Raw genomic sequence first — 12,931 nt, 5'->3', positions numbered from 1 at the left:
AGAGTCCGGGACGGGTCCGCCGGGTGTGCCGGCGGTGCGCCATCCACGAGGGCCTCGTCTCCGGTGGGCCGGAGCGCCAGTGGTTACCAAGCATTGGCTCATCGCTCGAAGTTCCGGCCGGGCCGACAAACGAGGGCGCCGGCTCCGGCAGCGTCACCAACCGGTCGGGGTTGCTCATGATCCCGAGTGCGGGGCCCGCGGCCGGTGACAGGTTCCACTCGGGCCCGGCCGGGCCGAGCATTGAGGGCCGCCGCCGCATCCGCTGTGTCGAACGCGAGTTGTGAATCGTCAGCTCTCCACGACCGACGATGCCGTCAAACTCGAGCCGCCCGCCCCCCGGGGTCCGATCGATGGACAAGACGAGCGAGACGTCGAAGCGGCCGGTCGTCGAATTAATTCATCGTTCTGAAGGTTCCGATGGGACACACGACACCGGCAGCAGGCTGCTCACAGCGTCAGGGTCTTCTCGATTGTTCAGCTGGATTTCCTGAGCGGCGAGTCGGCGGCAGCGGCGAATACCCCATCAGAGCAGGATCGGGGCGCGCGCTCCCTCGCTGGGCATTCAAGGCCTGGTCAGGGCGGGTTCACCTGGGGTTCGCTCAAGATCATTAAAGTTGCGCGGTCCCCGACCCCATTGGGGCGGAGCGGGCACTTCGACGCCTGCTGCCGCTCCGAGTTAAGGATCGCAGTGAAATCGAAAACCCCAAACGCCAGGAGGGTCACACCACTGGTGGGCGTGCTCGCCGCAGCGGTCACGCTGATGGCGTTTCCGGCGGCCGCGCAAGCCAATCCGCCTCAGCCTGACGCACCCGTCACCGGCGGTCTGCCGTTGGTCAACACGAATGAGAAGATCGGTCCGGGTATCGGTCTTCAACACGTCAAGGCGCTGGACCAGCGCGGTTGGTACGACGCGCAGTTCCTGACCGTGGACCTGTCGAACCACGCGGTCAGCACGGACCTGCTGACCTCCGGCCCGGTCGCGTCGGGCGGTCCGTTGAGCGTCGCGGCCAACAAGGCAGGCGCCGCGGCCGGTGTCAACGGTGAGTTCTTCGACATCGGCGGCAGCAACGCGGCGCTCGGTGGAGAAATCCAGAACGGCCAACTGGTCAAGACAGCGGACATCGGCGGACGCCAGCACGTCGGCGTCAGCCAGGACGGCATCGCCCAGCTCGTCGACCTCACGGTCGACTCGACCGCGAACTTCGCCGGCGCGGATCACAAGGTGCTGTCGATCAATGCCGCCAACGGCGGCGGCGTACCCGCCGACGGCCTGATCGCCTTCACCGCGGCGTGGGGAACCTACAGCCGCAACCGGGGGCTCAGCGGAGTCGACGCCAGCCGGATCGCCGAGGTGGTCGTCTCCGGCGGCAAGGTGGTCTCCGTCGCGCCGAACGGGCCGGCCGGCTCGGGGGCGATTCCGGAGGACGGCTTCGCTCTCGTCGGTCGCGACGCTGCGGCGACGGCGTTGCGCGAACTGCACCCGGGCGACCCGGTCACGCTGAAGTACTCGCTGTCGAACGACGTGACCAAGAAGATGAAGTTCGCGCTCGGCAACGGCGGGACGATCGTCTCCGGCGGCAAGGTCGCCCCCGGCCTGGACACCTCGATCGCGCCACGCACCGCGCTCGGTTTCAAGGACGGCGGCCGTACCCTGATCCTCGCCACCTGGGATGGCCCAGGCGGTACCGGCAAGGGTGGTGTCGGCATCGACAAGGAGGCCCGCGACCTCGCCGCTCTGGGTGTCGAGACGGCAGTCAACCTCGACGGCGGCGGCTCCACGACGATGGTCGCCCGCGCGCTGGGCGCGACCGAGGCGACCGTACGCAACGTGCCGTCCGACGGCCACGAGCGCAACGACCCGAACGGCGTCGGCGTGTTCGTCGCACCGGGTGATGGCAAGCTGCACCAGCTCGTGATCAAACCGGCCGAGGGTGGGACGTCCAGCGACGGCGGCGTGAAGGTCTTCCCGGGGCTGCACCGTGCCCTGGTCACGCAGGGTGTCGACGACCACGAGGCGCCCGTCGCGGTGGATCCGAAGTCGGTCCGCTGGCACTCCCGTGGCGCGTCCGTGAAGTCCGGCGTGCTGGCGGCCCCCACGCGCGCGGCGGGCGCCGTCTCGGTCACCGCCGGCGTCGGGCACACGGGTGCCCTGATGAAGGTCGATGTGCTCGGCAAGCTCGACAGCGTGGAGCTGTCGGCCAGTCGCCTCTCCATCGCCGACGCGACGCCCGAGGCTGCGGCCACGGTGAGCGTCACCGGCCGCGACGACCAGGGCTACACCGCGCCGATCGACCCGACCGACCTCACGCTGGACTACGACCACAGCGTCGTCGACGTTCAGCCGTTCGCCGGCAAGCTGAAGGTCACTCCGCTGAAGGCCGCCGGCACGATCCTGACCATCTCCGTCTCGGGTAGGTCGGTGCAGCTGCCGATTACAGTCGGCGTGCAGACGGTCTCGGCGTACGACTTCAGCGACGACGTGCTCGCCCGGTGGCGCAACAACAGCACCGCGGCGACCACGTTCTCGAAGGACCCTGACGGCCTGCGGATCGACTTCGCCGCGATGCGCAACGTCGGGATCGCCGCGACCTCCGTCGCCAGCCGGGTGACGGTGCCGGGTCAGCCGCTGCGCGTACGGCTGCGGCTCAAGTCGAGCATCGCCGTGCCGAGTGGATTGACCTACCTGGGTTACTCGGACGCCAACGGCAAGGGCACGGGCGTCTACGGAACCGCGCTGGTGGCCAGCGACGACTGGCAGTACGCCACGTTCACGCTGCCCGCCGGCACGGCGTTCCCCATCTCGATCTCAGGCTTCCAGGGAATCAACACCAACACGGCCGAGCAGCACGCGGGCACGTTCATCCTCAACCGGATCGAGGCCGACGTCCCGACCTCGGTCGAGCTTCCGGCACAGCCCGCACTGCGGGCGGACCGGCTGGTGTCGCCCGACGGCTCGTTGGAGCACGGTGCCGGCACCTGGAACTTCGCGTCGCTGTCGGATGTGCAGTTCACCGCGGACAACCCGAACCTGACCCAGGTCGCGACGGCCGCCCTGCGGCGGATCCGCCAGACCAAGCCGGACCTGGTGATCCTCAACGGTGACGTCACCGACCGCGGTCTGCCGCAGGATCTCGCGTTGGCCCGGCAGGTGCTGACCGATGCGGGGTGCGATCTGATTCCGGTCGGCCAGGAGCCGGCTGAGAACAGCACGCCCGACCCGCGCACCGGGAAACTGCCCTGCTACTACGTCCCCGGCAACCACGAGTCGTACGGGCTCAACAACACCCAGTCGGATCTGTCGGCGTTCAAGGCCGAGTTCGGACAGCCGTACCGGACGTTCGACCACAAGGGCACGCGGTTCATCCTGCTGGCCAGCTCGCTGGGTACGCTGAGCGGCACGGCTTGGGAGCAGCTGCCGATGATGCAGAAGGCGCTCGACGAGGCCGAGCGCGACCCGTCGGTGCACAACGTCGTCGTGGCCGCCCACCACCCGGTGGACGACCCGGCCGAGACGAAGTCCAGCCAGCTCGGTGACCGCGACGAGGTACAGCTGGTCGAGAAGCTGCTGACCGACTTCCGCGACGATTCCGGCAAGGGTGCCGTGATGTTCGGCTCCCACGCCCAGGTCGCGAGCGTCCACCGCGTCGAAGGCGTTCCGTACGTCGTGCTGCCGTCGTCAGGCAAGGACCCTTACGGCACGCCGGACCGGGGCGGCTTCACCGGCTGGGTGAACTGGTCGGTGAACAGCGATCGCAACGCGGACCAGCAGTGGCTGGAGGCGGACGTGCGGGCCTTCGCGCAGTCGGTCACGCTGAACGCGCCGGAGAAGCTCGACCTGAACAAGACGGCGCAGCTCAGCGGCAGCATCGTCCAGCCTCAGGGGGTGTCCACCGGCACCCGGGTGGTGCCTCTGCAGTACCCGATGTCCGTGCATTGGAGCGGATCGTCGAACCTCGCGATCGGCAGCGGTGCCGCGGCCATCGTGGAGGCCCACCGCGCCGGCAAGGCCGCGATCCTCGACCCGCAGACGCGGACGCTGACGGCGCTGCGTCCCGGTTCGGTGACGGTCACCGTGACGAGCGACTCGATGCGGCAGTACACCGACGACACCTCGCTCGCGCCGATCACCACCTCGAAGACCATCCAGGTCGGACCGGCGGTCCCGGCAGGGCCGCGCGGCGAGCACTGAGCTCCGATGGAGCTGTAGCAGCGGAGGTCCGGCCGGGTACCCGGGCCTGACCGGTCCGCCCCGGGTCGAATAGATCCGGACGCGGGAACGGTTCGGAGTCGGGCCGCGACAGCCGGCGAGCCACCACCGGGTTCGGGGTGGGCAACAGGTGCCCACCCCGAACCCGATCAATCAGCCCGGTCAACGCCTCACCGAGGCCGCGATCCGAGGTGGACGCCGAAGCCCCCGGCGTGACAACGACATAAGCGCGCATCCGGAACTGAAGCTCGCCCGCTGGGCAGCCCGCGAAAACGCCTTCGCCGAGTTACGAGACGTCCGTTAGCCAGGCCCTGTTCCGCTGTTCCCGTCGTCTGCCGCGTTCAGTCCGCCCGCGCGGCGTGGATCGTGGTGAAGGCCATGAGGAGCGCGGCGGTCCGTGGCGGATCCTCGAGCATGGGCGAGTGCCCCACACCGGGAAGCGACTCGACTCTCGCGCCCGCCACGGTGCGGTAGTCGTCAGCGGACGAGGGTCGCCATCTCTGGTCCTCCGTCCCGAAGATCACCAGCAGTGGCTTGCCAAGGGGTGCCAGTCGGTCCGGGAGCGGTCCCTGCGTCAGGTAGTCGTCGGTTGCCCGCGACGTCGTGGTGAGGGCGTGATAGGTCATGGCCCGCACATCGTCGACGATCTGTTGCGGGATCTCGTAGCCATGGTTACCGAACGCGGTGCTCAGGCCTTGGCGAACAACCTCGTCGGTGCGAAACCGCCACAGCAGTTGTCCGAGGATGGGGACGAACAAGAGTCGGCCGACGAGTCCGTCCGAGATGTAGGCGTCCAGGCGAGGCCCGGAACCGATGAGCGCGAGCGCGGTAACCAGGTCGCGTCGTTGCTCGGTGAGAGCGGTGGCGACGGAACCGCCAGTGGAGTGCCCAACCACTATCGCTTGCTGTACGCCCAGCCGGTCCAGTGCCTCACCGACTCGGCGTCCCTGCTCCGGGATCGCATAGCCGCCGCCTGCCGGCTTGGCCGACTCGCCATGTCCGAGCAGGTCGATCCGGATGACGCGGTGGGACTTCGCCAGCATCGGAACCACCGGATCCCACCAGTGCGTCGACCCGGCGAGTCCGTGGATCAGTACGAGTGCCGGGGCGTCGCGGGGTCCGTCCTGCCGTACGTGGATGTTCCCGCCGTCAAGTGGCAGGGGCGAATCCGCCGTGGCCTCGGCGTCCTGGCGCGACACCACTATCGCGTTGGTGATGAGCAGCCCGACGACGGTGACGAGGATGATCGATAAGACGATGCGGCGAGTTCGGCGCCTCTTCGTACGTCTCACGTCCGGCTCCCTGTCAGGGAACCGGGGGCCTTCATGATCCGACTGGCCACTCTTTTCGACCTCAGAGAAGTTGGCCATGTGCCAAGTATCGCCGTCCTCGCCCGCGCGATGGCTTGGACAAATGTCTCGGTCGACGCGGCCGATTGTCGGGCTCAGGCATCGGTCGGCCGACTTGCATCGCATGTGGGAATGCGGCCCACCCTGCTCGAACGCCCCGGGTCAGCCACGTTGGACACCGCCCGGCCGGTGCGGCCCGGCCAGGTGCTCACGCGGCCCCTCGCATCTCGTCACGTTCAGGCGGAACGATCCTCACGTCCCGAGGCCACGCAACAACATCATCTCGTCAGGACCTCTTAGTCGGCGGGCGACGGGATTTCGGAATTTCCCGTAGGCACAATTGCGCCCCGCGAGCCCGGGGGGATAGGACGGCATTTCCTAAACTGCGCGTCGCTGGTTCGATCTCAGCTCGCGCGTCGACGGATACGCCGCCTGGCCGGGGGAGTACGCCCTGGTCATCGCCGATGAGGTGCACGATCAGGCCGCGCACTCTGCGATGGCGGCGGTCGGGGCGCAGGAGAACATGGCGATCCGCGCTGGTCAGCGCGTCGATGATGCTTGCCGGAGTAGTACGGCTTCTGGTTTGCTACGCGATCGATCGGAATCAGCGTGCCGTCCAGGATCGCGTACGCCAGTTGCCGGATGCGCCGCATCGCCGTGGCCAGGTCCTCGGCGACCGCCGCGAGAAGCACGATCGCTTCCTGTACGTACCGCCAGGCGGTGGCGACGCCGACGGCGAACCCGGCCGCGAGGCGGGTGTAGGTGTCACCGTTGCGCAGGTGGGCGAGGACGAGCACTGCTTGTCGGCCCGGGTCGAGGCGCCGCCACCGGGATCGATGCTGGTTGCGGTGCGCTCGGATGAGGCCGGCTCAGCGCATCTGATGCGAACACGGCGGTGGCCGTGGGCGGGCGCCGGGAACGTCGGGTTGAATGATTCGGTGATCACGATGCGGGCGGTCGTCGAGGTTCCGACGTTCGACGCCGAGGCGCCACTACCGTGGCCGGTGGAGTCGGCGGCGCCGTTCTCGTGGCTGGCGCTCGATGCCAGCTGTAGCGATGAGCAGGTCGGGCTGTTCGTGGCGGCCCTGGCTGACCGGATCGATGTTCCTGCGCCCGGCGGACGGGATGAGGTGGTGGACGCGCTGCTGGCCGAGGAACTGCTTATCGTTCCCGGCGGGCTACAGGTGTGCGATTCCAAAACCGGGACCGAAGTAGTTCCAGGTTGCTGTGCTGGTCTGGAAGGCTGGCGGGAATGGACCCAAGCCCTTGCCGGCGATTCGCCGTGGCTGGGTCACGATCCGGGTCCGGAGGTCGAGGTTCTTGGCGACCATCTGCGGGTGTGGCAGGACGGCGCCCCCAATCGCCATCACGGCCGCTGGGCCGGTCTTCACATCGACCTGCCACGGGTGGCGCTGCCAGCGCTGCTGATGAGTGTGCATCGCGACCTGGTTGGCTTCGTCGCCGTCCTCACCGGCTGGGCCGAGCGGCTCGGATTGGGACCACGGGGCGGCGCGTTGGTGGAGGCGATCGACAGGGACTTCGCCATCACCACCCCGTTTGACCTGGCGGCTGCTTGCGAAGCGCCAGGCTGGCATGCCTGACAGCGATCGCGCCGATGACGGGTCACCTGACATCCAGTGAGACCGCCTTGGTCGGGAGAAAAGGATTGTGAGCCGTCGTGGGCGGGCAGCTGGGCGTGGCGGGGTCGTAGCGGTCGGGGTAGCGACCTCGGTAACGCGCTGGGGTGCTCCGGATCGAGTCCGGAGCACCCCAGCGGATGGTGCGCTCAGGTCATGAGCCTGTGGTGAAGGTCCATGACGTGGTGGGCAGAGGGTTCCCGGCCAGGTCGCGCAGGGCGGTGGGGCCACCGATCAAGGTGACCTCGTACTCCACGTTGGCGTGCAGCTCGACGTTCGGGTCGATCGTGAGCACCCGGGTGGCGGAGTCGTAGCTGACCCGGGTCACCAGCACGTTGCCGTTCGACACCCGTTTCAACTGCACGGCGGCGGTGCTCACGCCGGTGACCGCTTCGTTGAAGGTGACCGTGATGTTGCCGGTGCGGGGCACGGTGGTCGCCCCGGGCTCCGGCGTACGGGCCGTCACCTGCGGCGCGGGGCCGGTGGTGAAGGTCCAGCTCGTCGGCGCCAGGGCGTTGCCGGCGACATCGGTGATCGCACTTGTCAGCGTGACCCGGTACGTCTTGTCCGGGGCCAGGGTCGCGTCGGGGTTGAGGGTGAACCGCCCGGTCTGACGGTTGTAGGTGACCGCCGCCGGGACCAGGGCATTGGTGGCGGTGTCACGCAACTGGACGGTGTTTGCGTTGACCCGGTTCACCACCTCGCTGAACAGGCCCTGGATGTTCCCCGCGCGGGCGACGCTGGTCGCGTCGGGCAGCGGCCGTTCCACCGTCACCGTCGGGGCAGTGACGTCGAGGAACGGGGTGACCTCGTTGGACAGCGCCGAGTACGCCCCCGTGCCCAACTCGTTGACCGCCGCCACCTGGAACCGGTAGGTCTGGCCATTGGTCAGGCCGGTGACCAGCAGGCGCGTCACGTCCGCCGGGGCGGTACGCGGCTCGCCGACCTGGTCGCCCGCCGCGTCCACGACCCGAACCAGGTAGCCGGAGATCGCCGGACCGCCGTTGTCCGCCGGTGCGCTCCAGGTGACCGTCGCCGACTCGTTACCGGCATCGGCGGTGCCGATCGCCGGTGCCCCGGGGGTGAGCATCGTGACGGTGGTGTCGGTGAACTCCAGCCGCTCGATGTTCCGGAGCGTGTCCGTACCGTCGCCGCCAGCGCCGCCCTGGTCGCCGGGGGGCGGAACGTTGCGGGCGTGGACCACGGTCAACGACCCGTCGGCGTTCGGGATGATGTCGTAGTCCGCCCGCGGCCCGCTGAACACGGCCGTGTCGACCCCGGCCGGTCCGGTGTGCAGGATCTCGCGGACGATCACGATGTTGTGCGGGTTGAGCGCCCCGCTGAACACCGCCTGGTGCAGGGTCTGCCCGGTCGGGTCGCCGGCGGCGTCGCGCAGGTACCGATCGTTCAGGGAGTTGGCCGTTCCGATCTCCGTCGTCGGGTCGGCCGGGTTGGTCCGAACGCTGAGCCGCACGTTCAGCCAGGCGTCCCCGTCGATGATGTCGTCGGCTCCGCGACCGGTGATCTCGTCACTGCCGCCACCGCCGATCAGGATGTTGCCGCCGCCGAAGCCGCACACCGCGGCGGACGGGCTGACGTCCGGTGGGCTGGCGACGCACGCGGTGCGTCCCGCCAAGAGCGGGCGGAGCCCCTGGATCCGGTCGATGCCCTCCTCGGTGAGCACGTTGGAGCCCCACGGCGTGTTCAGCTCCAGGTCCTGCGCGAGCGGGACCACATCGTCTCCCTTGAGGACGTCGTCCTTGTCCCAGCCGGACAGTGCCTCGGTGAGCAGGAAGCGGTCGGCCAGCATGATCGGCGCGTCGGCGATGGCGATGGTCAGGTCGGAATCCGCGGCTTCCGCAGAGCGAGCGTGGATCGCGAAGTCGAAACCCCGTACGCCATGGTTCCGCTCGATGCCCGGACCGGCGACCATGATGTCGTCGCCACCCTCGGCGTCGTAGTCGTCCTCGCCGCTGTTGCCGATGAGTACGTCGTGTCCAGGCGCGTTGATGTCGTCGAAGAAGGGTGCGCCGCTGTCGCCCTGGAGCAGGTCGTTGGAATTGCCGCCCTCCTGCCAGTCGTCACCGCCGCCACCGAACACGGTGTCGGGTCCGTCGCCGGCGATGACGAAGTCGTCACCCTCACCGGCGAAGGTCTGGTTGGCGTTGAGACCGCCGTTGGTGAAGTCCTTCCCGTCACCGCCGATGATGATGTCCAGGCCGGGTCCGGCGTCGATGGCGTCGTTGCCCGCCCCGCCCTTGTGCACGTCGTCACCGGCGGAGTCGGTGATGATGTCGTCGCCCAGCCCGCCCAGAGCCTCGTCGGCACCGTCGTTGCCCTCGACGCGGTCGTTGCCGTCGTTGCCCCAGAACGTGTCGTTGTCGATACCGCCCCACATCCGGTCGTTGCCCGGGGTGCCGTTGTAGGTGCTCTGGGCGTTGAGACCCGGTGGGTCCACGGAGTTCGACTGCCGGTACCGGATCGTCCCGTCAGCCATCCTGATGAGCACCTTCGACTCGTCGCACTCGGACTCCGGATCGTCCGCGATGGTGTTGCCGGTGCCCGCGAAGGTGGGCCGGTTGAGGTCGAACTTGCAGTCCGAGGTGGCGAAGACGTCGGCCTTCAGCGCCTGCGCGGTGGTGTTGCGCATGGTGAGTTCGGCCATCGTGTTGCCTTCGAGTTCCGTACGCAGGTTGAGCCCGGAGGTACGCGACAGGTAGTAGAGCCGGTCGCCGTCCTGCAGGTCGGTCAACTGCCGCTCGAAGACGTAGTTGAAGGTGGAGCCGAGCAGGCCGCCGAAGAAGACCTGCGACTCGGCCAGGCCACCGACCCACAGGTCGATGTCGTCCACGCCGGTCCTGGACCCGCCGTCGGCGGTGTTCGCCCAGGCCCCGATGCTGTTGACGAAGTCGGCGCTGTCGGCCGGGGTCTCCGGCACCGGGTGCACGGCCGCGTCGTTCTCGTAGATCAGGCGGGCGGCCTTGCGTCGGGAGGCCAGGGTGGCCGGCCTGTTGTCGGCGCTCTCGTCGACGGTGGTGGCCGGGTCGTCCTCGACGATGTGGTCCGGTCCGGCGTCGGTCAGGATGCGCGGATGCGTCCCGTACGCCGCCATGAAGTTGATGACGGATTCCGGGTGCTTGATGCTGAGCCCGAAGTCGACCCAGTCCGTGTACGGCTGGAGGGCGCTGTCGTTGGTCTGCGCGTACACCTGCTTGCGGAAGTTGTTCAGCGACGGAACACCGGCGTCACGGGCCCGGGTCATGTTGACGGCGGCGAGGTCCAACGGCAGCCCGAGCAGGTTGTTACGGAGTGCTCCGGTGACGAACTCGTCGAGTTCGTTGCCGGTCTGCTCGGTCATGCCCTGGGCGATCGCGCCGGCGGCCTGGGCCGCGGTGTACGTGCCACCGCTGCCGTTGCGGTAGTAGGCCGGCGGATTGAGGAACGCGTCCAACAGCGGGACGTCGCTCCTGGTTCCGTTCTCATTCGTCCGGGCGACCGTGTCGGTCAGCATCGAGTGCCCGAACCGGTACACGGCGTGGGCGAATTCGGCTCGGACGTCAGGGTTGATGCCGGTGTCCGACTGGGTGAAGACGTTGAACGGGTTGATCCCCGGCTGGACCTTGCGAGCGAAGTCCTCGAAGACGATGTGCTGGTACTCCATCTCCGTCACGAACCGCGCGGCCTGGAAGAGCCGCTCACCGTTCCACCCGTCGGCGCCGGTCGGTGACTGCCACTCGGGAACGTCGATGCTCTCCTCGATGATGAGGTTCTTGATGTAACCCACCAGCCGGTTGTGCTCCGAGTGGAACACCTGGTGCACGGCGACGAGACCGATGTTCTCGTTCACCCGGCCGTCACCGGCGACGAAGTGGGCGTCGAGCATCTCATTGTCGTACTGGTCCGCGGGCAGTTGAGTGCCCGGTGGGTTGATCACGGTGTCGGCATCCGGGGTCTTGGCGACCGATGGCACCGCGTGGTGCGCGATGTCGTCGAGGAAGGCGATGTTGATCCGGCTGACGTTCGCCGGGATCGCGATGGGCGCGGCGGGGTTGCCTTCGACCAGGCCGCTTGCCGTCACCAGCTGCGGATATCCGTTGGGGCCGCGCAGGAACCGGCCGTACTGGTCGGCGGCCACCATCGGCACGTTCAGCACGTCGACGTCGGTGAGGCGGATGCCGAGCAGCGAGGCGGCTTGGTCCTTGACGGTCGCCCAGGTCCCCATGCCCCCGTTCGGGCCGTCCAGCATCCTGCCGGTGGCGACCGGCTTGCCTGCGCTGTTGTTCTTGTACTGGCGCAGGAAGACCTGGTGGGAGGAGTGCGAGGCGTACGTCTGGCTCTGGTCGACCCACGACGAGTCGAGGTTGGTGGCTTCCTGAACGTCGTCCGCGCTCTCGTCGGTCGGCGTGTTGGGGTTGTCTCCGACGTGGCCGTCCGGACCGGGCTGGTTCTTCGCCCGGGTGACCACCATGAACCGCATGTTCGGCGGCAGGTCGTCGGTGGTGCCGAGTTCTCCGTCCGGTCCGGGGATCAGCGGGTCGTCGGCCTGAAGCGGAACGATGACCGAGCCGCTGCCGCCCTTGGCGGTGAGGTCGACGCCGTGGTCGAAGAACTGACCGAACAGCGCGAACCACGAGTTGTACGGCGCGGACAGGCCGAAGTCGGTGGTGACGTTCGGGATGAACAGGGTTTCGCCGCGGGGCGTACAGCCGGGCGGTGAGCCTTCGGTGGGCGGCGGGCCGGGGTCCGGTTCGACGACGCAGGGCACTGCCGTGGGGTCCTGGTTGAAGCTGCGGTGCGGTTTGCCCGCGGCCACCACGGCGGCCGGGTTGGTCGACGACTGGTCGACGATCAGGTTGCTGATCACCCGCGGCTCGGAGTCGGCGACCACGCCCTTCTTCTGCGAGTACGACGAGTTCGCCGGGCCGCCGAAGCCGGTGGCGTCCTCACCGGGCCGCCACTGCGGTGCGGCGTGCCGGGGGAAGGTGTTGGCGACGGCGCCGTACGCGCTCTGGCCGGGGATGCCGTTGTTGTCGGATCCGTCCACCGTCCGCAGGCCGTACGGCAGTAGCGCGTTACCGATCTGGTTCGGTCCGGGTCCGAAGAGCGGTTGTCCGGCGACCGGCTCTCCGCCTGGCCCTTCCTTGGTCGCGTGGTTCTCGGCGATTTTGATCTGCCTGAGTATGAACCTCAGGTCGCCGGCATTGAGCTCGAACCCCTGACCGACGGGCGCGGCCTGGGCAGGGACCGCGATCAGTGGCAGGAGGCTGAACCCGAGTGCGGCGGCGAGTCCCGCGGCCAAGGCTTTTCTTCGTCTGGTCACCATTCTTCCCTCTCGGTAACTGATATGCATCGATTTGGGTAAGGGCGGTGACAGGAAAAGGGGCACGCGGGAATCCCGGCGCCGTCGCCGGCACGCGGTGCGAACCGCGCCCCGATGAACCTTGCCGGCTTACTGCGGCACCTCACCCTGCATGGCGTTGCCTCAACGCTGTCCGGGCAGACGTAACCTGCGATAGGCGGTGATCTTTGAGCAGAGACTTAATCGCTGTTAAGGCAACTTGCCAGGGATATTAGAACGGTTCCAGTCAATGAGTTGACCGCCGTTCGGATGATGCCATGCGGTCGCAACGGATAGCGTGGGCCGCGCGTTCGTTCGATGGACCCACCAGAGCAACCCGGCGGGCCGGCTTCGCCGTGCGATGCGGTGCGGTCGACAACCAGCGCTGGGTGCCGCCGTC

At 68.2% G+C, this 12,931-nt stretch carries 4 protein-coding genes and 1 pseudogene; 2 read left to right on the top strand and 3 right to left on the bottom strand.

Going from position 1 to position 12,931, the window contains the following annotated elements; all coding sequences use genetic code 11:
* The first annotated feature begins 688 nt into the window (after positions 1 to 688).
* Complete coding sequence (locus AB0F98_RS17640; RefSeq protein ID WP_357736076.1) at positions 689 to 4,189, top strand: phosphodiester glycosidase family protein; 3,501 nt, start codon at positions 689 to 691, stop codon at positions 4,187 to 4,189.
* A 359-nt stretch (positions 4,190 to 4,548) separates the two neighbouring features.
* Here the strand turns inward: AB0F98_RS17640 and AB0F98_RS17635 are convergent, their stop codons facing one another.
* Together AB0F98_RS17635 and AB0F98_RS17630 are read right to left on the bottom strand one after the other, a co-directional pair.
* Positions 4,549 to 5,499, bottom strand: coding sequence for an alpha/beta fold hydrolase (locus AB0F98_RS17635; RefSeq protein WP_357736073.1), 951 nt, complete (start codon positions 5,497 to 5,499; stop codon positions 4,549 to 4,551).
* 605 nt (positions 5,500 to 6,104) lie between these two features.
* Positions 6,105 to 6,416 (bottom strand): annotated as a pseudogene (locus tag AB0F98_RS17630) (transposase family protein); the annotation flags it as partial.
* Between AB0F98_RS17630 and AB0F98_RS17625 the strand changes: the two are divergent.
* Positions 6,336 to 7,157 (top strand): hypothetical protein, encoded by an 822-nt coding sequence (locus AB0F98_RS17625; RefSeq protein WP_357736070.1) that lies wholly within the window; start codon positions 6,336 to 6,338, stop codon positions 7,155 to 7,157. The pseudogene AB0F98_RS17630 and the gene AB0F98_RS17625 overlap by 81 nt on opposite strands.
* Positions 7,158 to 7,347: 190 nt before the next feature.
* On the opposite strand, the gene AB0F98_RS17620 is transcribed toward AB0F98_RS17625, so the two are convergent.
* The gene (locus tag AB0F98_RS17620) at positions 7,348 to 12,513 is read right to left on the bottom strand and encodes a peroxidase family protein (RefSeq protein WP_357736067.1); all 5,166 of its coding nucleotides are present in this window, start codon (positions 12,511 to 12,513) and stop codon (positions 7,348 to 7,350) included.
* Positions 12,514 to 12,931 lie beyond the last annotated feature (418 nt).

The organism is Micromonospora sp. NPDC023737 (assembly GCF_040639715.1).
Taxonomy (GTDB): Bacteria; Actinomycetota; Actinomycetes; order Mycobacteriales; family Micromonosporaceae; genus Micromonospora.
This window is presented reverse-complemented; position numbering and strand designations above follow the sequence as displayed.